This is a genomic window from Gilliamella sp. HK2 (assembly GCF_001690265.1).
In the GTDB taxonomy this organism is placed as follows: domain Bacteria; phylum Pseudomonadota; class Gammaproteobacteria; order Enterobacterales; family Orbaceae; genus Gilliamella; species Gilliamella apicola_C.
On sequence record NZ_LZGV01000072.1, the window covers coordinates 1 to 23281 of the forward strand.

Here is a 23281-nt window from a genome sequence, read left to right on the forward strand (position 1 = left end):
TTTAATGTTACCAGAATTTTACCATAATCTTTTTACACGCCGAGGAAGCCCCATTATTTTTAATCGTAAAACGGGTAAAGTGTATATCAATGAAAGCTATTTTTTTAATTTTAAAGTGTTACGCAATCCGTTAACCTTTTTGCATCCCAATAAAAAACGCATAAAAGAATATGACTGGGCCCATTTACAAGGGGTGGTGGTGCATAACTTTTCACGCTACTCACTCAATACCACTATTTTAATGGTATGCAAGCCCCATAGCCATAAAACAATCGACCATATATTATTAGATCCATTACGTGTCGGCATAGGTAGTTATCTGGTTTGGGGTTGGGTTAATAATTTTATGTGCGCGAACAAATTAGCTGGCCTAAACGACGGCAAATACAAATGGGAACAAGAAACCCAATTTAAAGACCAAATTATTAAAGGACAAGGTTGGCCCGAATGGATGGTAGAAGCATTTAATGCTACATCATTAGAAGAGCTCGCCGAAATTAAACAACGGCACAATATAACGCAATAGCCCAAAAGCCGTTGCAGTTTGGCAAGCATGGGCAAAGTGGTATAGCAATCTAATTTTACCGGTATTGAAAAAATTGAAGTAAAAAAAAACGATTCTAACCAGCCAGGTAGTGATCTAACGCTGATAACCTGGGTAGCGGGCACCTTTGCTTATGATCTAATAAATAACTATCAAATCAATATCTGCCCTAATGCACAAGATGATGGCGAAATTCCGCTCATCATTAACCGAAGCAGGAAGAATAAATAAAAGGAGAATAAAATGCCATCAAAATACCGTCCACAAATTTTTGGTTGGTTTGGTGATCTAGATAAAGGCCCACGTTTAGTGCCCCTGCATGATCGTCGCTTAAGCTATGCCAATAATAACTACTGTGCCTTTATTCGTAAGATTCCTTCTGATCAGATTCTTTATTTGTGTTTATCTATATCATTAATTTTAATGTTTATGGTCTTAGTCTTTTTTAGTTTTGATTTTTTTTCAATATTACTAAAAAAATCTGAATTAAAGATTTTTTTTATAGTATTATTTGGCATGTTATTAAGTTCATTTGTTATCTATTCATATGCACTTCCAGAGTTCTATCAAAACGCTTTTTCCCATCGTGGTAGCCCCATTATATTTAACCGTAAAACGGGTAAAGTCTATGTTAACGAAAGTGACTTTTTTAACTTTAAAATATTACGCCATCCTGCAGTATTTTTACAACCGAAAAAACGCCGAATAAAAGAGTATGATTGGGATGATTTGCATGGTGTTATTATCCATAATATGTCGCGTAATGCTTTAAGCTCGACTGTGTTAATGGTGTGCCAACCCGGTACGCATCAAGTGATTGATCATATCATGCTAGATCCTGCCCGAGCAGGCGCTGGTAGTACATTTGTTTGGGGATGGATTAATAGTTTTATGGTGTATTATAAATCAGCCAATATTGATGATGGTGAATATAAGTCAGATCAAGAGGAGGAATTTAAAGCACATAGGATTGACGGCCAAGGCTGGCCCGAATGGATGGTAGAAGCGTTTAATGCTACATCATTAGAAGAGCTCGCTGAAATTAAACAACGGCATCATGTCAAACAATAAGTTTTAATAGCTTAGGCGGGGGCGGGTAATTTGATAAGTATGATAGCAACCGTAATGTAATAACAAGGCTGCCAGAGCCTGATTATAACAAAATTGACGAGCCAGACGAATTTACCTTAACCACATCGGCGAATTATCTTACTGATAAAACCACAACCAATAGCGATAAGCCAATTCAAAATGGGCTGACTATATCCGAAATTAACGCCAAGTTAACATTAAATATGTTGATTTCTAAAATCGTAGCAAGAGCCTTTGCAACGATCAATATTTTTGAAGTCTTAGGTGAGTTAAAAAGTGCTTTTGGTATGTGGGATATGGAGCACAAAGGTTATTTTTTAGCTAGATTGTTTGGTTTTTTATTTTTAGGTATTGGTACTGCTCTGCTATTAGTTAGAAATGAAATGCTATAGGTGCTTGGGTGTTGTTTTATTTCTATTGAGTTTATACTTAATAAAAGTGGCAAAAAATACGATAATTTTACTCTTATCGATCACTGGTTTGGTATGTTCGCACTTTTTAGCACCAAAAGTATGGGCATACCATTTTTAAATAAAAATTTTTTTGCGCCGGTTAAGGCTTAAAGCAGATAAATTATTCCAACTATGCCTATTTATAATTCCATTTAGAACCGTGTTCATCTATTCCCCCTACACATTTGGTTTACTAGGTAATATTGACTCATGCTAATTATGAATATCTTCATTAATTTTTATCACTTATAAGCTATATGCGATAAAAAAAGCGGAATAATTAGCATTTATGTAATCGTGCCGATGTTGTATATAAAATGATAATTTTTAATGTGATATCAATCACACTATTAGTGTTTAGCTTTTGAACAATCGTTTTTATTCGCTATATTAAAATTGCTTATTAAAAAGCATTGGATTGTTACCGATCTATAGCGGGCAAAACCTAAAGGGCAGTAATGGCTACCCTTTAGGTTTTTTTTGTTTTAAATCTAAAAGATTTTATTTATTCTTTAAAATAATGAGTAGAGAAAAATGAAATATTCAATAAAAACAGTATGTAAAGTAAAACCAAAACGAATTGTTTTAATGACGATGCTTTGTTTATGTTATTTACCAAATGCTATTGCTGCTACTCAAGATGAATTAGAAGCAAGAATTGCATTATTAGAACAAAAATTATTAGCACTTAGTCAAGAGTCTAATGATTTGAAAAAGCAAGTGATTGAGTCGAATAAACAGCTCGCTCAATTAAATAATCATCTTCAAAAACAACAAATTGTTATAAATAATCAGAAAAAATCGCTTAAAAATAGCCAAAAGGCAGTACTTACAAAGCAACAGCCACCTAGTAACCCAACACAAATAAGTAATAATCAAATTGTGCTAGTTAATACACCAAAAGCAGACACCGTGCTAGGTGAAAATCCACCAGAAAAGAGATCATTTACTTTAGCTGAATTTAAAGACTATATTAAAGATGAAATTGGTTTTTCTTATAATGGTTATTTTCGTGGTGGCTGGTCAACTTCAAGTAATGGTAAACCTAAGAATTATGCTGAAGGAGCATTAGGTCGATTTGGTAATGAATATGGCGGTTGGTATGATCTTGTCTTTAAGCAAAAAATCTATGATCAAGATGGAAGACGTGTTGATACTATTGTTATGATTGATGGAAACGTAGCGACAAATAAAGCTGCGGGGTTATTTAATACTCAAGATGACAATCTTATGCAATTTTCAGATATTTATTTAGAAACAAAAGGATTTGTACCAAGTTTTCCTGATGCAAAATTATGGGTTGGTAAGCACTCATTACCTTATAATGAAATTCAAATGCTTGATTGGAAAACCCAAAAAACACCCGCTGGTGGGGGGATTGGTGTTGAAAATCTTAAAGTCGGTATCGGCGCTTTTGATGTCGCTTTAGTAAGAGCAGATGTAAATGTAAAGAGCAAAAAAGGAGTAGCTAAAATAGATAGCAATGGCAATGAAATTATTCAACATAAAAAAGAAGAAGTTGATTTAAACGAACTAGAAATCCGCTATCGTGATATTCCATTATGGAAAGATGCAACGCTTGGGGTGAATGCTCGTTATTCAGCTCCAAATAAATCTAAAATCCAAGATAATGTATCTGTAAAAAATGCTTGGCTTGGTAGTTTTGTTTTGCGTCAAAATAAATTTTTTGGTGGATTTAATCAGTTTACATTGCAGACAGCAACCAATTCTGTTGCTTCACAGTTAGCAAATATTAATACGAATAATCCAGAATTTGCCAGTAATTCAGATAATGACTATATTGGTACGCATACAGGAGGTAAAGCTTATCGCTTTGTATCAGAAGGGGAAGCTTATCTAAGTAATGATATTATTGTGGCTCATGCTTTGGCGTTAACTTCAGGTAATGATGTTTACTCTTACGATCTTAACCGCCCACATACCGATTTTACAAGCTTTAAATCAGCTATAAGACCAGCTTATATCTGGGATACTTATAATCAAAGTGGTGTTGAGCTTGGTTATTTTCGACAAAAGAACAAAGTCAAAAATAAAACTTATGTTGAAGAAGGATACAAAACCACGCTTTATCATTCGTTCAAAGTTGGAAAAAGTATTTTATCTTCACGGCCCGATATCCGTTTTTATGTTTCTTATATAGAGGCATTACAAAATGATATCAGTAAGTTTGATTTTAATGGTAAAGATCATCAAATTAGTTTTGGTGTACAAACCGAAGTCTGGTTTTAATTGTAATTTTATAGATATGATATAAAACTTATCATCTGAACTTTATTATAGGTTTAGCTCAATACCGCTTATTTATATAGTTCAGATGAAAAGTTAACGGTTTACTGGTGTAGACCTACTGTAGACCTACGTTATTTTTAGCTAAAGCTGGTATATAAACATGAAATTTTGCAAGTGATGTTCGCGTGTGGCGATTTTTTTATGAAGAACCATAATGGGTTATTGGGGTTTTGTGAGGCAAGAATTCTTTAATCCAGTAGTCACTAAACGCCATGAGCTTTTGTGTTCGCTGAAAAATAAGCAATATCACTGAAAATCGATTAACTTAATATGGTTTTTCACCTAAATTGATTAAAGTATTTTGGCATATACAATATGCCTCTTTTATCTAAAATAAAGTGACTGGTTTAATACAGTTTAGCAATACAATCTTTGCTAATAATAGTATGCTATTATCGGTTTTAAAAAGTTTTTTTATTGCAAAGATTGGTAGTTAGCCTTTACTATTTTGGTAACTTTCAAGCCCTGACGTGCATAAAATTACCTAAACTTTCTTCTGGGCACAGAGTAGATGGCATATTGGCGTTTATACAACAATTAGGTTCAGTTGGGCTCAACTTGTCAATTGTTTGTGGTTGTGAGTTTTGTAATCGTTTACCAAAATAATATAGCTCTGCTAAGGTGCAGTACGAAAATAGACATCTATATTGCGATTGTTGAGGCGGTGATTCATATGGCTATGTGTCTTAAAGGGTATCTTTAATTCCTTATTTGGCGGTTAACAAAGCACAAAATACAACCAATTCCATTTCTGGGGATATTAACTTTATTTTAAGATTGATAACCACTTACAAATAAAATGATTATGCGAATTACCATTTATTTATGTTATTATGTAAATATTTATAGGTTATTGTTGTAAATATGATGAAAAAACATAATGTTATCACAATGCTTTCGCTTTTTGCGATTGCTTTTAATAGTTACGCTATAGACAAATATGTGACAGATGATGTTGATATTTATTTGCGGCGAGGCCCTGGTTCGCAGTATGCGTTTTCTAATGCAGTTAAAGCTGGAGAAAAGGTCATTGAACTAGAAAAAAGTGTAGATGGTAAATACAGTCGTATTCAACTTAATAATGGTAGTGTTGCTTGGATAGAAACGGCTAAACTAAACGAACAAGCTAGCTATAAAGAACGCTTTCCTGAGTTAGAAGCAAAATTTGCAGAATATAAAGATAAAGCCGATAACGCCGATGCGAACCAACAGAAATTGGTCAATGAATACATCCAAAAGTTGCAATCAGCGGAAAAAACAATTGAAACACTTCAAAGTAAAAATGAAGTTTTAGAACAACAGCTCAAAGAGCAGGGGACGCGAATTGAATCAATGCTGAATCAAGTGGATGATAAACGCCTTGATCTTATTGTAACTTGGTTCACCTATGGTGGTCTTGTAGCTGGTGGTGGCCTTATTTTAGGGCTTATATTACCAAGGATTATACCTAGTCGACGCAAAAAAGATCGTTGGATGCGATAGATGAGTGCAATCTATCTTGTTGGAGGTAGTGTGCGCGATAGTTTGTTGCATCTGCCTGTTGTTGATCATGACTGGGTTGTTGTCGGTGCTACGCCAGAGGAGCTTTTGGCATTAGGATATCAACAAGTCGGTAAAGATTTCCCGGTATTTTTGCACCCCAAAACAAAAGAAGAATACGCATTGGCTCGGACTGAGCGAAAATCCGGTAAAGGTTATACTGGATTTATTTGTGATTTTAGTAAAGAAATTACATTAGAACAAGATCTGATGCGCCGAGATTTAACCATTAACGCCATTGCCATGGATGAAAATGGCAATATTATCGATCCTTATCATGGTGTTGATGATATTAAACATAAAATCTTACGTCATGTCTCACCTGCTTTTCGAGAAGATCCGCTACGTATATTACGGGTTGCACGTTTTGCAGCGCGTTTTCATCAATTAGGCTTTACTGTTGCGCCACAAACCTTAGATTTAATGAAACAAATGGTATCAGCTGGTGAGGTGAGTTGTTTAACGCCAGAACGAGTATGGAAGGAAACAGAAAAAGCATTGTCAACTTCAAATCCTCAAATCTATTTTCAAGTACTTGAGCAATGTGGGGCGCTTACGTTGTTGTTTCCGTTATTATGCCTATCAGCTGATATTCTTGATGCGCTAAAGAAATCAACCCTACTAACTGACGATTTAACTATACGTTTTGCTGTATTGTGTGGGCTTTTGCCTAGTAAGTCTGTAGTTGAATCATTGTGCGCAAAAATCAAAGCCCCTAACAACTATACTAAAATTGCGATTATGACTCGCCAATATCGTGGCGATGTTGAAAGAGCGCAGACGCTCACTGCTGAGCAAATTGTTTCTTTGTTAAATAACATTGATGTATGGCGCAACCCTTCGCACCTTAATCAATTAATCATCGCAAGCCAAGCTTTTGCTAAAACAGCATCGTTTACACAAGCAAATTATTTAAAAGAAGCTTATAGCATCGCCAATGGTGTTAACGTGCAACACATTATTGCTGATGGTTATACTGGAAAACAAATCCATTGCGAGTTACAAAAAAGGCGGATTGAAGCGTTAATAAACTGGATTTGATTGTATCTTAATCAATTGCAACTTTTTTTCAAAATATCTTAAAAAAAGGGTTGACGATTTGCCGTAACACAAGCATAATGCGCCTCGCAATGTTGGTTACGACGTTGCGAATGAATGGCTACGTAGCTCAGCTGGTTAGAGCACATCACTCATAATGATGGGGTCACAGGTTCGAATCCCGTCGTAGCCACCATTAAGATTAGGTAATACTTTTACCGGAAGTATCCAGTGCGGGTGTGGCGAAATTGGTAGACGCACCAGATTTAGGTTCTGGCGCCGCAAGGTGTGTGAGTTCAAGTCTCTCCACCCGCACCATTTAATCTTAATGTTTATCCTTTAATTGGGGTATAGCCAAGCGGTAAGGCAGCGGGTTTTGATCCCGCCACGCCCAGGTTCGAATCCTGGTACCCCAGCCATTCCAGTATGCATATTTAAGATATCTTACTCTATAATCTGTTTTATATCCAGCATGCTGATTCCATTAATGCTATTGCATATAGATGGAACTGGTAGGTATGCTAGATTTATTCTAGTTCTCACTAACGTACATTGTGTACGATGTTTGTTTTCTATAGTGGGGTATAGCCAAGCGGTAAGGCAGCGGGTTTTGATCCCGCCACGCCCAGGTTCGAATCCTGGTACCCCAGCCATGCTTTGATCATTTTGATTGCAAAAGTGTATCTTTCGATTGAAATTCCTAATTGCTATCTATTTGTCTTTGCTAAATGAGATTGGCAGGATGTTATCTGTATGCTTAATTTGGGATATCTGACCGATTTTAGTTAAAAATTGATATTAATAATTAAGCAATTACCATGAAAGCTAATGTTTTAGATTAACGTTTTTGATGTGAAGCCCACATGAGCAAAAAACATTGCTCATGTAGAACTTATTTTAGAAAACTGTGACTTTATTTATATAGGCTTACAAACACCGTTTGCGCTGTGTTTGCAGGATTGGTTGATACTTCTTTTACGTAATAAAAATGGGCGCCATTAGCAATAGCATGTTTTTGTGCAGCCGAGCTAATTTCTGCAGTATTGTTAAATACACCATGGAAGCTAATTGTACTAAATGGGGTCATATGTTTAAACGCTTCACTACTGATTTCGTAAGCATCTTGACCTTGTATCGCATTTGTAGCGATATAATCTCTAATTGGTGCATCTTGTTTGTATAAATAAACTTCGATATCCTCTGCTTGACTGCTGCTGGCATTAGCCGACGAAATTGAATCGATATAAAACGCATAAGCATTTTTCTCAGCGGCTAATTTACTTGCTGCTTGGGTGATTTCGGATGTGTTATTGTAATTACCTTTAAATTTAACAATTTCAAATGGTAAATAGTAAAGTGCCTTTGAACGATTATAAGAAACTACACCATTATAGGTGGTTTCATCTTTTTGCACGGCAATAGGTGCATTAGATTGATAAATATTGGCATAAACAATAGCGCGATCTGATGAAGTGCCATTAGCTGGACTTTCGATGGCAGTAATGTGGTAATATTTAGCTCCCGCTTCGTCGGCTGCGCGTGAAATATCATTAGCTGCGTTATCGGCTTGTAAGTAACTGCCAGTCACTGAAATTTCTTTTAATGGCACTAGATGCCTACTTTCTTTGTCTGTCAAAGGTTCAGCAGCGTAAAGACTCGCAACGGGTAAAGATAATAGTACGGCTAAAGCAATAGAAGTTTTGGTAAAACGTTTCATGATTGAATCCTTCGTTTTGAATTATTAAAATAGAAAATCACTTTGTTAACGCTTATTTAATTTACAGATATATTAATATAGTGTTGCTTTGAGAATGTTCTAACTTGTGGAGCTCCAGAATGTTTTGTCCTTGTCTACTTGTAAAAAGTGTTAAGACATATAATAGTTGTTTTGGTTTGAATGAATTGTAAAACAACTATCTATAGTTATAAGATGTTCAGTGATAATCCTCAAGTTCTTTTCATTAAATAGAATAGCGCCTAGCACAAATTGCTTAAAATGAAATAAATTGTTAAAAAAAGTGTTAACTTTTTGTTGATTAAATCTGTGATTACTTTTGTAAAATTGTATTTACCCTATAGATTATTCACGAATTGTTTCGATGAAATGCATAAGAATTTGAGCGGTTAATCCCCAAATAACCCTATTACGATACTGATAAAAATAAACGGGATGCTCGGATCGTTTTTGCCAGTTTTGTGAACGGTTAGTAATGATATTAAAAGGGAAATCATCGGCAGGTTTATGCCCTACAAACATTGTTGCACTCATTGGGCGGTTATGAATAAACCACTCAACCGGAACGGTAAAGATTTGTTCTACTTCGTCATGGTTTAGTTGCAAATCATTTAGCGAGCTTATTGTGCCTACAAATGGGTAAATAATCATACCTAATGTTGCAATAAATTTAGGTAATTGCCCTAAAATCGTTATTTGATTGTAGGCTATACCTAATTCTTCAACAGTCTCACGCTTGGCGGTGTATTGGGGATTTGGGTCAGTCAATTCAACCCGACCACCAGGAAAACAGATATCGCCAGGTTGCCATTTTAGCTTTTCTGATCTGACCTGAAATAACAGATGCAATTGGTGATTAACCTCGACGATTGGTAACAATACCGCAGCTTTATTATCGACAAATTTAGTTGCCTGCTTTTTTTGGATTTGTTTAGTTATATTTTCAATTGTGATCATATTAATGTGTTTTGCTCTAAGATTAAATTTTAGCCCTATTTACCTTGCACTAATAACATGCTAGATTTACCTAATGCGTTAGTTTAATACGCGTGTTTTACCTAATTGAAGCTATGCAATATTATATCAATAACATAAAAAAAGAACTTGAAGAGCTTGCCAATCTAAAGCGTGAACGAGCTCTTGTTGGCATGCCTGATGAATTTCAACAAGTATTTTTGTTGCTTCCTGCTCTTTTTCACTATCATACGCCTGAATTACCCGGATATATGGAAGGTAATATACCTTCAGGGATTGCTTGTTATCAATTATCTACTGATACAAAAAAACTACTTAAACATAAATTTAATTTTGCTCCCACCAAAAATAAAACTAAAGTGACTCGAGCTCCTGCAATATCAGCTTTATATTCAATGGGCAGCACCTGTTCTATGGGGCAGTCGGTTCAATCGGATCTTGATATTTGGATATGTATTGAAAATAGTTTAACTGACCAACAAAAAGAATTCTTACAGTTAAAATGTCGTCTAATTGAAGACTGGGCTGCAACGTTGCAAGTTAAATTAACATTATTTGTCGTTGATGCCGATCGGTTTATTAATAAACATCATGAATGCTTAATGGGCGAAAATTGTGGTTCTGCACAGCACATTTTGTTGCTTGAGGAGTTTTACCGCTCCGCAAATTTATTAGCTGGCAAATTTTTGTTGTGGTTTGTGGTGCCCCATAACTTTACTGTGAATAACGTCATTTACTCCACTTATGAAGAATGTGTTAACGCCATGGTTGATCTTAATTTAATTGAACGAGATCAGTGGATTGATTTTGGCCCGTTAACAAATCTATCAGCTGAAGAGTATTTTGGTGCAAGTTTGTGGCAACTTTATAAAAGCATTGATTCACCTTTTAAAGCTGTGCTTAAAACTATGTTATTAGAAGCATATTCATGGATCTATCCCCAAAATAAGCCAGTTGCTTATCAAATGAGAGAATTTATTCAAAAGGGTGAAATACATAATGGAATGTATCTAGATTCGTATTACATGTTATTAGATAGAATCAGTAAATATCTTATTGAAATTAACGATTGGCAACGACTTGAGTTAATTCGCAACTGTTTTTATTTAAAAATAAATGAAAAGCTCTCTATTCCAATGAAATCACCTTCTTGGCGCCGTGCTATACTGAGTGACTTAGTTAAAAGCTGGGGATGGAATAAACAACAAATTGCAAAATTAGATGCTTGCCAAAAATGGAAAATAGGACAAGTTCGAGAAATGCACGAAATTTTGTTACACACCATGATGGCGGGTTATCGAAATTTACTTAATTTTGGTCGGCGTAATAATTTAGACTCACAGATTAGCCCTAAAGATTTGGCGATATTAACACGAAAGCTTTATGCTGCTTTTGAAGTACTGCCGGGCAAGATTACCACTTTAAAGCTTAATATATCGGATAATCTACAAGAAGAGGTATTAACATTTATTCATGTTGCTAAAGACCGCATTAATCGATCTGGGTGGTATGTTTACAATCAAAAACCTATGTTGAAATCAATTGTTGGTCATCAATATCTAGAATACAGCAAATATTTAGTAAAACTAGTAGGATGGTGTTACTTTAACGGCTTAATAGCTGATTCTACCTCTTTTTATTATCGCGATGGAGAAAATCGAAACAACACAAAAATTAATAAGTTGATTGAGGATCTAAAAAAATATTTTCCTATTGATGTACCTACAGCAACTGAAGATCAGTTATATGGACCATGTGAAATTCGTCATTTAGCCATTATTTTAAATTTAGAAGACGATCCAACAGTGAATATTGAATTAGACGATCAAGTAACTAATAGCGTGCTTAATTATGGTCAGCATGAGCTGAGCTTGGTGGGATCGATAGATCTTCTTTATCGTAATTCATGGAATGAAATTCGCGTACTTCATTTTAGTGGTACACTATCGGTGCTTGAAGCGATTAAGGCTTTGTTAAATCGTATGCACAAAGACGCTGACTTGCCCAGTTCAATCGAAATTTTTTGTTATAGTGAATACCTAAGCAATGAAATCAAGCAAGACATGAAAAAGCTAATGGATGAATGTATTGATTTACGCTTAACCACCACTGAAAACAACTCAACGCAAGTCAAACCATTAAGGGTTGGAGGAGCTTCTTGGTATCTGTTTTTTGAACGACTAGGTGTATCAAGCCATCAATTTGACAATGCAATTGATTTTTATGGCGCGGTATCAAATAATAAAATACAAGGTAGGCCACTGAATATTTTAGACGAAACTAACGAACTACCGAAAGAAATTGATAGCGTTGCTTATGCTGGGATTATTCAATTCTTCTTTGAAAATACCGATTCGGGCTTTGATCTTTTCATCTTAAATGAACATAATCAAGTTGAAATTTATCGTAACTGCAACGGTTCAAGAGATAATATGGTGAAAGATATCAACGAATTTTATGTTTTATCTGACGATCGTTTTACGTTTACCACCAGTAGCTCGGTTAATTTTAATCTACCTCAATTTTATCAAATCACTTATAATGAACGTGGTGAGCGAGAGATCGTTCCGCTTAATTAAAAAAATCGAAACCCGATCTTATTTGCAGTAATCGTTGTCAAAAAACTTCAGAAAAACTTATTTTTGAGTATATAAAGATTAAATATTTACAATTAATGAGTAAAATAATTAAATTTCTATTAAAATAGTGGGAACTTTTTTTCAATTTAAGAATCTAACTGTTTGTGTGCGCAAATTTGGGCCGAACGACAGTTATTAACACAATAAGGAATGGCCTTTAATGGGGGAGCAAGTAACAGACCAAGTACTAGTTGATCGCGTTCTTAAGGGAGACAAAAACGCTTTTAATTTACTTGTTGTTCGTTATCAAAACAAATTGGCTTATTTGGTTTCTCGTTATGTATTAGCGTCTGAAGTTCCTGATGTTGTGCAAGATACTTTTATAAAGGCATACCGTTCATTAAGCCTTTTTAAAGGTGAAAGTGTTTTTTACACATGGTTGTATCGAATTGCGGTTAATACGGCAAAGAATTACTTAGCGTCTCAAGGAAGGCGTCCTCCAGCATCAGATATTGATGCTAACGAGGCTGAAAGTTACGAAGGTGCAGATTCATTGAGAGATCTCGATAATCCTGAAAATTTAGCGCTTTCAGACGAAGTGAAAAAAACAGTATTTGCTGCGATAGAGGCATTACCCGACGATTTAAAAACGGCAATCATGTTGCGCGAAATTGACGGTTTAAGCTATGAAGAAATCGCTAAAATTATGGATACCCCTGTAGGGACAGTGCGGTCACGTATTTTTAGAGCACGCGATGCAATTGATGAAAAAATTAAACCATTACTTAGTTAACGGTTACAAACAAGTTAACAGTTACAAACAAATTGAAAGCATTAGTCATAAATTTAAGGTATTTACTATGCAAATAGAACAGAAAGAGCAACTTTCATTACTTATGGACGGTGAGTTTGACAATGATCATATTGTCGATGCTATATCATATGACGAAAGTTTGCAGTCATGCTGGCAGCGCTACCACCTGGTAAGAAATACAATGCGTGGCGAGTTGCATAGTAGCTTATTAACGCTAGATGTTTCTAAGCAAGTAGCTAAAGTAATTATGGCTGAAGATTTATATAACCAACCGACAAATCAACCTAGTGTTGAAGCCACTGCGCCACCAAAATCTGAAAATCTCATGTGGATTCACGTTAAAGACTTTTTTGCTAAAGCTAGCCAAGTTGGGCTTGCAGCGTGTGTAACCCTTGGCATTATTGTTGGTGTGCAATATCATCAAGGACAAGCAGATAGTGTTAACGCAAGCCCTATATTAAATACAGTACCAGTAGGGGTAAACCTTGCACCAGTGGGGGGAACTCACCAACAAAACGATCAGCAATTACTTGAAAAACGCCAATATGACAAAATTAGATTGCTTGTACAAGATTATGAATTACAAAAAAGATTAAATGCTCGTTAATTCGAAATGAAATCATTACATTATTTTGTTATATATTCTCTAAAACAGAGCAGAAATATTATATTTGCTCTGTTTTTTGTGTTTTTTTCAGCGTCTATTTTTGCTCAAGATACCGACGATGCCCTAATACGCTTAAATAGAATGAATCATGCTGTAAAAACGCAAGATTACCGAATTTACTTTTTATCTCAAGATAAAAACCAATATGTAAGCACATTTGAATATAGCCATTTGGGCGCTACTAAAAAAGAAGATATTAATGCGTGTTTGCGTTATCTTGAAGGTCCTGATAAAGAGATCATTTTACATAAAGGCGTCACCAGTTATTTTCAGCCTGATAGCCCATCATTTTCTATTACAAGCTCACGTATTTTGGAAGCTTTTCCTGATGTGATTTATAACAATTTCGATGCGCTTAAAGACATTTATGATTTTATTGAATTAGGTCAAACTAGAACTGCTAACCGAAGTGTACAGTTGGTAAAAGTTGTCGCTAAAGATAACGACCGTTATAGCTATGTGATTTGGATTGATGATGAAACCGATTTACCGATGAGAATTGATTTATTAGATCAAAATAATGATGTCATCAACCAACTAAAAGTGGTTCAACTTGAGAAAGATTTTGATAAGAATGAACTGGCAAACTACATCAACAGCCGAACTTATCCGATTTTATTATCGATTGAAAAGCAAAAAGATGTGCTTGGTCAATGGCGATTAGCTTGGTTGCCTAAAGGGTTTAAAGAAATAGCTGCCTATAATTTGAATTTTTATCGCTCTGATATTGCGACTAAATTGTACTCAGATGGTGTGTTTTCGTTTACGGTTAATGTATCTTCTGAGCAAGCTAAACAATCAAATCAAATCATCCAACAAGGCGGGCGGACTATTTATTCAACGAACTTTGGGCACAAAAATATTATCATCATTGGTAATTTGCCACAAACTACTGTTGAGCGTATTGCACAAAATATTATCCAGAAATAAAGACAAACTTCTCGATAACGCTATGCTTAGTAGTGATAAATGTGTAAAATGTTCCTCTTTCTGACTATGTAATTATTAGCAATGCTGGTAATAACCAAAAGGCACTTTAGATAGTTAACCGTTAATAACCAAGATACTAATTTATTAATATGAATAAAAATATCCGCAATTTTTCAATCATTGCCCATATTGACCATGGTAAATCAACGCTTTCAGACCGCATCATTCAAATTTGTGGCGGGCTTTCAGATCGAGAAATGGAAGCTCAAGTGCTCGATTCAATGGATCTTGAGCGTGAACGTGGCATTACGATTAAAGCACAGAGTGTAACACTTGATTATCATGCTAAAAATGGCGAAACCTATCAGCTTAATTTTATCGACACGCCAGGGCATGTTGATTTTTCGTATGAAGTATCTCGTTCGCTCGCTGCTTGTGAAGGTGCATTATTAGTTGTGGATGCAGGGCAAGGGGTAGAAGCACAAACACTAGCAAACTGCTATACCGCGTTAGATATGGATCTTGAAGTTGTCCCCGTTCTTAATAAAATCGATTTACCCGCAGCCGAACCAGAACGTGTTGCGGCTGAAATCGAAGATATTGTTGGCATTGATGCAAGTAATGCGGTTCGCTGTTCGGCTAAAACTGGTGTTGGTGTTATTGATGTACTTGAACAATTAGTTAGCGACATCCCCCCACCAGAAGGCGACTCAAATGCGCCATTACAAGCACTAATTATCGACTCATGGTTTGATAACTACTTAGGTGTAGTTTCACTAATTCGCATTAAAAATGGTGAGTTAAACAAAGGCGATAAGATCAAAGTAATGAGTACTGGCATGACTTATAACGTGGACAGGCTAGGTATTTTTACTCCAAAACAAGTAGACACACAGCGCCTCAATTGTGGTGAAGTAGGTTGGGTTGTTTGTGCTATCAAAGATATATTAGGCGCTCCAGTGGGTGATACTCTGACTTTGGCAAAAGCACCTGCACAAACCCCATTACCAGGTTTTAAAAAGGTCAAACCACAAGTTTACGCAGGGTTATTTCCAACCAGTTCTGACGATTACGAAGCTTTCCGTGATGCGCTTGGAAAATTGAGCCTAAACGATGCTTCACTATTTTATGAGCCAGAAAATTCAGGCGCTTTAGGATTTGGATTCCGTTGTGGTTTTCTTGGCTTACTACATATGGAAATCATTCAAGAGCGTTTAGAGCGTGAATACAACCTCGATCTTATCACTACCGCGCCAACGGTTGTTTATGAAGTGCTAACCACATCGAACGAAACAATTTATGTTGATAGCCCAGCTAAATTACCGGCAGTAAATAACATCCAAGAATTACGCGAACCGATTGCTGAATGTAACATATTAGTACCACAAACTTATTTAGGTAACGTAATTACATTATGTGTTGAAAAGCGCGGCGTACAAACCAATATGGTTTATCATGGCAATCAGGTTGCTTTAACGTATGAAATCCCAATGACTGAAGTTGTATTAGACTTTTTTGATAAGTTAAAATCGACATCGCGCGGGTATGCCTCATTAGATTACAGTTTTAAACGATTCCAAGCTGCCGACATGGTAAGATTGGATGTATTAATTAACGGTGAACGCGTTGATGCATTAGCTTTAATCACCCATAAAGATAATGCACCATATCGAGGGCGAGAATTAGTTGAAAAAATGAAAGATCTTATTCCCCGTCAACTATTTGATATCGCCATTCAAGCAGCTATTGGTAATCATGTTATAGCACGATCAACCGTAAAACAATTACGTAAAAACGTATTAGCCAAATGTTACGGTGGCGACGTAAGCCGTAAAAAGAAACTTCTACAGAAGCAAAAAGAAGGTAAAAAGCGAATGAAACAAGTAGGTAATGTGGAATTACCGCAAGAAGCATTTTTAGCGATTTTGCATGTAGGGAAAGATTAACCAATTAAAGACAAATCGATAAAAAGATTTATTTAAAGAGGGAAAAAAATGGCTGGAACATTTGCCATCATATTAACATTAGCGACACTTATTACAGGTATTTTTTGGTTTTTAGAAAAATTCAAATGGAAACCAGCAAGACAACGCAAAGTTGAAGAAATCCGCACACAAAGCGATGGTGAAGTCGATGGAAAAGTCCTTGCTCAAGTTGGCAAGCCTAAAGGCTGGGTTGAAAACTTATCATCATTTTTCCCAGTTTTGTTTGTGGTGTTTGTTATTCGCTCATTTATATATGAGCCGTTTCAAATTCCATCTGGCTCAATGATGCAAACGTTATTAATTGGCGATTTTATTGCTGTTGAAAAATATGCATACGGCATGCGTGATCCTATTACCAATACTGTTATCATCCCTACAGGAAAACCTAAACGTGGTGATGTGGCTGTATTTAAGCACCCTGATATTCCAAGCATGGATCTGATTAAACGGGTTGTTGGTATGCCTGGCGATAAAATCGTGTATCAGGTTAAAGAAAAGCAAGTTCTAATCTACCCGGCCTGCCAACCAACCGATATAAATTGCCAAGGCCAACAATTGCAACCACTTGATTTGCATTACAGCGAACCTAAGCCAAGCAATTGGAAAGAAGTTCACGAACAGTTGAAACCAAACCCTAGTTTTTATACTGTAGAACAATATGCTGATAAAGGTATTGTCGACTCTGAATCTATTGTGACATTGAATATGAAAATTCAACAAGAGACCTTAGGCGACAGAGCGCACGAAATCTTAATCACACAAGGTTCACAAGAAAACCCAAGATATTATTATCACCAAGATGGTCAACCTGATGCTACTTGGATCGTACCACCAGGTCATTATTTTATGATGGGCGACAATCGTGATAACAGCGGCGACAGTCGATATTTCGGTTTTGTGCCTGAAGCTAACTTTGTTGGTAAAGCTACAGCAATTTGGATCAGCTTTGAAAAACAACCAAACGAATGGCCTACGGGTATCCGCTTTAATCGTATTGGTGGCATACATTAATCATTATGAAAACATTTACTGAAATTCAACAATCTATCGGCTATCAGTTTCAGGATCTCTCTTTACTTGAATTAGCACTTACTCACCGAAGTGCTAATAAACTGCATAACGAACGTTTAGAGTTTTTAGGCGATTCTATTTTAAGTTTCGTCATTGCTGATGAACTCTATCACCGCTTTGTCAAACAAGATGAAGGTGATCTAAGCCAAATGCGAGCAACCTTGGTTTGTGGGCAAACACTTGCCGAAATTGGAAAAGATTTCAAGTTGGGCGATCACCTTATTTTGGGGCAAGGTGAATTAAAAAGTGGAGGATTTCGTCGCGAATCCATTATTTCTGACGCTGTCGAAGCTATTATTGGTGCCATTTACTTAGATAGCGACATCGACACAATACGCCCGTTAATCTTATCATGGTATCAAACTCGATTAAGCCAAATCCAACCTGGCATTAAACAAAAAGATGCCAAAACAAGATTACAAGAATATTTACAAGGAACTCATCGCCCTCGTCCGTGTTATTTAATTCTTGAAGTCACAGGTGATAATCATGAACAAGAGTTCTTAATTCAATGTAAAATTGACGACGATAGCCACGAGTATTTGGGGCGGGGCTTAAGTCGCCGAAAAGCAGAACAAGCTGCTGCACAAGAAGCTCTCAACCAATTAGGTATAAAATGATAGAAACAACACAACATTGCGGATTTGTCGCCATTGTGGGGCGGCCAAATGTAGGTAAATCAACACTATTAAATCAGTTGCTTGGACAAAAAGTATCGATTACATCACGTAAAGCGCAAACGACTCGCCACCGCATTATCGGCATCGACACACAAGATAACGATCAAATTATCTATATTGATACACCAGGACTTCATATTGAAGAAAAAAGGGCGATTAACCGCTTAATGAACCGAGCGGCAAGTAGCTCAATTGGTGATGTTGAGCTTGTTATTTTTGTGGTTGAAGGGACACATTGGAATGATGATGATGAAATGGTCGTTAACAAGTTAAAAGACTGCAAAAGCCCTATATTGCTAGTGATTAATAAAATTGACAACGTTAGTGACAAAACACAACTATTACCACATATACAAACGATCAGCCAAAAAGCAAATTTTATTGATGTTGTACCAATTAGCGCTGAAAAAGGCGAAGGTATTGATATTATAAAAGATATCGTCAAAAAACATTTGCCAGAAGGTGAACATCACTTTCCTGAAGATTACATAACTGACCGTTCACAACGCTTTATGGCATCAGAAATCATCCGTGAAAAGCTCATGCGCTTTTTAGGTGATGAATTACCTTATTCGGTAACGGTTGAGATTGAACAATTCAAAGTGGATGAACGCAACGGAATGTACCGAATTAACGGATTGATTTTAGTTGAACGCGATGGGCAAAAGAAAATGGTCATTGGTAATAAAGGCGAAAAAATCAAAAAAATAGGCATCGAAGCCCGCAAAGATATGCAATCCTTTTTTGACAACAAAGTCCATTTAGAACTTTGGGTAAAAGTTAAAGCAGGGTGGGCTGATGATGAGCGAGCTTTACGAAGCTTAGGTTATAGTGATGATTAAAAATTTTAAGTGATTTTTTGTAACAAATTAGGTATAAAGATACCTAACTTTCTTTAACCACCTAATAAAATTAAAGTTTTACTAGGTGGTTTTTATAGAAAAATACTTTCATTGTTTATAGTTGAAACAGGTTGTTTTGTCTTATTCAATGGCAGAGTATACCAGCAAAAACAAAATTGAATTTTATACTGAAACGCTATTCATTTTACAAAAATTATTGGATTTAACTTAAAAACACAAATAAAAACTTAAATAAAATCAATTGCTTTTCTGAATTCTTTTTAAGGAAAAAATATTCCTATTTTTAACCCGCCAATGGTTGTTAAAAGATATGATTCTGCAACCGCACGAGGGATACTGGGGGATTGCGCATAAAATCCTCTAGATCGGCGGTTATCATCAATCGTTTATTTTATTTACAAAAGTCAAAACGCCAAAAACCATAACAATCCTCCCAAAATAAGCTATTTGCCACTTAAAAAAGCAGTCAGAAAAGATATTGATTTTATTTGATTTTTTGTTTTGAGTGAAAAATAAGCATTTTTATCTAAGCCATGCGTATGGGTAGGGGGATTTTACACAATATTCCCAATTTAGGCGTTATCATCAATCGTTTATCTTATCTACAAAAAATAAAAAACAACACACCTAAAACCAGTTCAATTAAGAAACAGTAAAAATTTTATTTTTATATTGCAACGTGAGTTTACCTATAAGTTTTGCGATTAAAGCAAAATATTATCATTTATTGTTTCGATATTTTTTAATAACTTAATGCTAAACATCTATTGCTAATTTATATATAATGCTTTAACAATTTAAATTTTAGATATCAATTTCGGAGCCTCTTATGCAGCAGTTTCGTCCTATCCGCCGTGCTTTACTTAGTGTGTCCGACAAAACGGGTATTTTAGCATTTGCTAAAGCTTTATCAGAACGAAATGTGGAACTGCTTTCAACTGGGGGAACAGCAAAATTATTAATCAAAAACCAAATACCCGTAATCGAAGTTTCTGACTATACAGAATTTCCAGAAATGATGGATGGACGAGTTAAAACGCTACATCCCAAAATACATGGAGCAATTTTAGGACGTAGAGGTATTGATGATAAAGTTATGCAGCAACACCAGATCGAACCTATCGATATGGTGGTTGTTAATCTTTACCCATTTGCACAAACCATTGCTAATCCGCATTGCACATTGGACGATGCTGTTGAAAATATTGATATTGGTGGACCGACAATGGTTCGATCTGCCGCAAAAAATCATAAAGATGTCGCCATTGTAGTTGATAGTTGCGATTATACCAATATTATCAATATGATGGATGAGAATCACAATTCCCTTTCTTTTGAATATCGTTTTAATCTTGCTATTAAAGCTTTTGAGCATACAGCAAAATATGATGGTATGATTGCCAACTATTTTGGGAAATTAGTGCCACCTTATATGGGGCAAACAAATGAGCCAGCGGGCGAGTTTCCTAGAACGTTAAATTTACAATTCATTAAAAAACAAAATATGCGGTACGGCGAAAACGCCCACCAGCAAGCGGCTTTTTATGTTGAAGAAAATGTTAAAGAAGCATCAATTGCAACAGCAAGACAACTGCAAGGTAAAGCACTTTCTTATAATAATATTGCGGATACCGATGCTGCGCTTGAATGTGTGAAGTCGTTTGATGAACCTGCTTGTGTGATTGTAAAACATGCCAATCCTTGTGGTGTAGCAGTCAGTGATAATATTTTGCACGCTTATGAAAACGCTTTTAAAACCGATCCAACATCGGCTTTTGGTGGCATTATTGCTTTTAATCGCCAACTTGATGCTAAAACTGCAAAAGCCATTGCCGATAAACAATTTGTAGAAGTCATTATTGCACCATCCGTTACTCAAGAAGCACTTGCAATTATCCAAGCTAAAAAAAATGTACGCGTACTTGAATGTGGTGAGTGGACAACATCATCGCCTGCTAGTTTAGATTTTAAACGTGTTAATGGTGGGCTTTTAGTTCAAGAACGTGATTTAGGCACAATAGACGAACATCAATTAACGGTTGTCACTAAGCGTAAACCAACAAAAAAAGAGCTTTCAGATGCACTATTTTGCTGGAAAGTGGCTAAATTTGTTAAATCCAATGCCATTGTTTATGCAAAAGATAAAATGACAATAGGTATTGGCGCAGGTCAAATGAGCCGCGTTTATTCAGCCAAAATTGCTGGAATTAAAGCGCAAGATGAGAATCTAAATGTTGCTGGTTGTGTTGTGGCTTCCGATGCCTTTTTCCCATTCAGGGATGGAGTCGACGCTGCGGCTGCCGCAGGTGTAACTTGTGTAATTCAACCAGGTGGCTCTATTCGTGATGACGAAGTCATACAAGCGGCAGATGAACACAATATTGCGATGATGTTTACTCATATGCGCCATTTTAGACATTAATTGTTAGTAAAATGAGTGGGCATTAACTCACTCAAAATAAATTACTACACTGGGTTTTGTAAAACATAAAAATTTACAATCCTTTTTTCAGATTTTAGTATTCAAAGGATCTTTTATGAAAGTTTTAGTCATAGGTAATGGTGGGCGTGAACACGCACTTGCTTGGAAAGTCGCACAATCACCATTAGTATCAAAAGTCTTTGTCGCTCCTGGCAATGCAGGTACTGCACTTGAACCTAGTTTAGAAAATATTAATATTAAAGCAACTGATGTTGGCGGTTTGCTCAATTTTGCGCAACAAGAACAAATTGATTTAACAATTGTTGGTCCTGAAGCGCCACTCGTTATTGGTGTTGTTGATAGTTTTCAAAAAGCAGGATTAAAAATATTTGGTCCATCAAAGTCTGCTGCGCAATTAGAAGGATCTAAAGCATTCACCAAAGATTTTTTAGCTCGACATAATATTCCAACAGCCGAATATCAAAACTTTACAGAAGTTGACCCCGCTATTGCTTATATACGTCAGAAAGGTGCTCCAATTGTGATTAAAGCCGATGGGCTTGCTGCGGGTAAAGGTGTTATTGTAGCAATGACACTCAAAGAGGCCGAAGATGCCGTGTGCGATATGTTAGCGGGTAATGCCTTTGGGGATGCTGGCCATCGAGTGGTTATTGAAGAGTTTCTAGAGGGCGAAGAGGCGAGCTTTATTGTCATGGTTGATGGCAAAAATGTTGAGCCAATGGCAACAAGCCAAGATCATAAACGTGTTGGCGATGGCGATACGGGCTTAAATACTGGTGGTATGGGCGCTTATTCCCCAGCGCCAGTGGTTACTGATGCCGTTTTTCAACGAATTATGGATGAAATTATTTACCCAACCGTTAATGGCATGGCACAAGAAGGGAATGTCTATGTTGGCTTTTTATATGCTGGTTTAATGATTGATAAAGAAGGCAATCCAAAAGTTATTGAGTTTAATTGCCGATTAGGCGATCCTGAAACACAACCCATTATGATGCGATTGCAGTCAGATCTAGTGAAACTTTGTTTAGCGGCCATTGATGGTAAGCTTGATACCGTCAAATCCAAATGGGATTCAAGATCAGCCTTAGGTGTAGTGCTAGCTGCAGGCGGTTATCCGGGCGAATATAATACGCAAGATGTGATTCTTGGACTCCCCACAAAGGCAACCAATAATTGCAAAATTTTCCATGCAGGAACCAGTTTAGAAAAAGGTCGAGTATATACCAATGGTGGGCGAGTTCTGTGTGTTACTGCCTTGGGTAATAGCGTACTTGAAGCGCAGCAACGAGCGTATGAGCAAATAAAAGATATTTACTGGCATGGCTGTTTTTATCGTAAAGACATTGGTTATCGTGCGATTGAGCGAGAACAACGCAGTCATAAACCATAATTTTTTAAAGTTACGTCATTATAACTTTTAATGACGTTGTAATAGGTATAAACGAAAAATTATCACAACAGTTATCAGTTTTTTATTCAATTTTTTTTTAATCAGAAAACGATATTTAATAGTAAGCTTAATTTTATATAGATTATATTGATAAATTTTAGCGATTAAATT

General features: G+C 36.1%; 18 protein-coding genes and 4 tRNA genes. 20 read left to right on the forward strand and 2 right to left on the reverse strand.

What is annotated here, in order from left to right; genetic code table 11:
* The 10 genes from A9G45_RS14420 to A9G45_RS06510 form a co-directional block, all read left to right on the forward strand.
* A partial coding sequence (locus tag A9G45_RS14420; RefSeq protein WP_218057052.1) for a DUF6708 domain-containing protein occupies positions 1–526 on the forward strand: 526 nt, incomplete at its 5' end.
* A 261-nt stretch (positions 527–787) separates the two neighbouring features.
* Positions 788–1615, forward strand: a complete 828-nt coding sequence (locus A9G45_RS06470; RefSeq protein ID WP_065566313.1) for a DUF6708 domain-containing protein — start codon at positions 788–790, stop codon at positions 1613–1615.
* 224 nt (positions 1616–1839) lie between these two features.
* Positions 1840–2028, forward strand: coding sequence for a hypothetical protein (locus A9G45_RS06475; protein ID WP_065566312.1), 189 nt, complete (start codon positions 1840–1842; stop codon positions 2026–2028).
* A gap of 594 nt (positions 2029–2622) precedes the next feature.
* Positions 2623–4338: a carbohydrate porin gene (locus tag A9G45_RS06480; RefSeq protein ID WP_081297844.1), complete on the forward strand. Its 1716-nt coding sequence runs from the start codon at positions 2623–2625 to the stop codon at positions 4336–4338.
* A 924-nt stretch (positions 4339–5262) separates the two neighbouring features.
* Positions 5263–5880, forward strand: coding sequence for a TIGR04211 family SH3 domain-containing protein (locus A9G45_RS06485; RefSeq protein ID WP_065566311.1), 618 nt, complete (start codon positions 5263–5265; stop codon positions 5878–5880).
* The gene (locus tag A9G45_RS06490) at positions 5881–6978 is read left to right on the forward strand and encodes a multifunctional CCA addition/repair protein (protein ID WP_065566310.1); all 1098 of its coding nucleotides are present in this window, start codon (positions 5881–5883) and stop codon (positions 6976–6978) included.
* Positions 6979–7094: 116 nt separating this feature from the next.
* A tRNA-Met gene (locus A9G45_RS06495) sits at positions 7095–7171 on the forward strand.
* A gap of 37 nt (positions 7172–7208) precedes the next feature.
* Positions 7209–7293 (forward strand) — tRNA-Leu (locus tag A9G45_RS06500).
* Positions 7294–7319: 26 nt separating this feature from the next.
* Positions 7320–7394: transfer RNA gene (locus A9G45_RS06505), tRNA-Gln, on the forward strand.
* 159 nt (positions 7395–7553) lie between these two features.
* Positions 7554–7628, forward strand: a tRNA-Gln gene (locus A9G45_RS06510).
* A gap of 260 nt (positions 7629–7888) precedes the next feature.
* Here the strand turns inward: A9G45_RS06510 and A9G45_RS06515 are convergent.
* Positions 7889–8692: a YdgH/BhsA/McbA-like domain containing protein gene (locus A9G45_RS06515; RefSeq protein ID WP_065566309.1), complete on the reverse strand. Its 804-nt coding sequence runs from the start codon at positions 8690–8692 to the stop codon at positions 7889–7891.
* 363 nt (positions 8693–9055) lie between these two features.
* Positions 9056–9667, reverse strand: a complete 612-nt coding sequence (locus A9G45_RS06520) for an NUDIX hydrolase (RefSeq protein WP_065566308.1) — start codon at positions 9665–9667, stop codon at positions 9056–9058.
* Between the two features lie 113 nt (positions 9668–9780).
* Here A9G45_RS06520 and A9G45_RS06525 point away from each other — a divergent pair, with 113 nt between their 5' ends.
* The 10 genes from A9G45_RS06525 to purD all read left to right on the forward strand — a co-directional run bounded on the left by A9G45_RS06525 (position 9781) and on the right by purD (position 23110).
* Positions 9781–12264, forward strand: a complete 2484-nt coding sequence (locus A9G45_RS06525) for a class I adenylate cyclase (protein WP_065572383.1) — start codon at positions 9781–9783, stop codon at positions 12262–12264.
* Positions 12265–12484: 220 nt separating this feature from the next.
* The gene (gene rpoE, locus A9G45_RS06530; RefSeq protein ID WP_065566482.1) at positions 12485–13057 is read left to right on the forward strand and encodes an RNA polymerase sigma factor RpoE; all 573 of its coding nucleotides are present in this window, start codon (positions 12485–12487) and stop codon (positions 13055–13057) included.
* A 67-nt stretch (positions 13058–13124) separates the two neighbouring features.
* On the forward strand, positions 13125–13685 hold the full coding sequence (locus A9G45_RS06535) for an RseA family anti-sigma factor (protein WP_176700715.1): 561 nt from the start codon (positions 13125–13127) through the stop codon (positions 13683–13685).
* Positions 13686–13691: 6 nt separating this feature from the next.
* Positions 13692–14675 (forward strand): MucB/RseB C-terminal domain-containing protein, encoded by a 984-nt coding sequence (locus A9G45_RS06540; protein WP_081297845.1) that lies wholly within the window; start codon positions 13692–13694, stop codon positions 14673–14675.
* A 149-nt stretch (positions 14676–14824) separates the two neighbouring features.
* Complete coding sequence (lepA, locus tag A9G45_RS06545) at positions 14825–16621, forward strand: translation elongation factor 4 (protein ID WP_065566485.1); 1797 nt, start codon at positions 14825–14827, stop codon at positions 16619–16621.
* Positions 16622–16669: 48 nt separating this feature from the next.
* A complete protein-coding gene (gene lepB, locus A9G45_RS06550; RefSeq protein WP_065566486.1) occupies positions 16670–17671 on the forward strand; it encodes a signal peptidase I in 1002 nt (333 codons plus the stop codon).
* A 2-nt stretch (positions 17672–17673) separates the two neighbouring features.
* Positions 17674–18351: a ribonuclease III gene (gene rnc / locus A9G45_RS06555; protein WP_442903006.1), complete on the forward strand. Its 678-nt coding sequence runs from the start codon at positions 17674–17676 to the stop codon at positions 18349–18351.
* On the forward strand, positions 18348–19253 hold the full coding sequence (gene era / locus A9G45_RS06560; RefSeq protein WP_065566488.1) for a GTPase Era: 906 nt from the start codon (positions 18348–18350) through the stop codon (positions 19251–19253). The genes rnc and era overlap by 4 nt, the downstream gene beginning before the upstream one ends.
* Positions 19254–20103: 850 nt before the next feature.
* Positions 20104–21696, forward strand: a complete 1593-nt coding sequence (purH, locus tag A9G45_RS06565) for a bifunctional phosphoribosylaminoimidazolecarboxamide formyltransferase/IMP cyclohydrolase (RefSeq protein WP_065566489.1) — start codon at positions 20104–20106, stop codon at positions 21694–21696.
* A gap of 115 nt (positions 21697–21811) precedes the next feature.
* Positions 21812–23110, forward strand: coding sequence for a phosphoribosylamine--glycine ligase (purD, locus tag A9G45_RS06570; protein WP_065566490.1), 1299 nt, complete (start codon positions 21812–21814; stop codon positions 23108–23110).
* Positions 23111–23281: the final 171 nt, after the last annotated feature.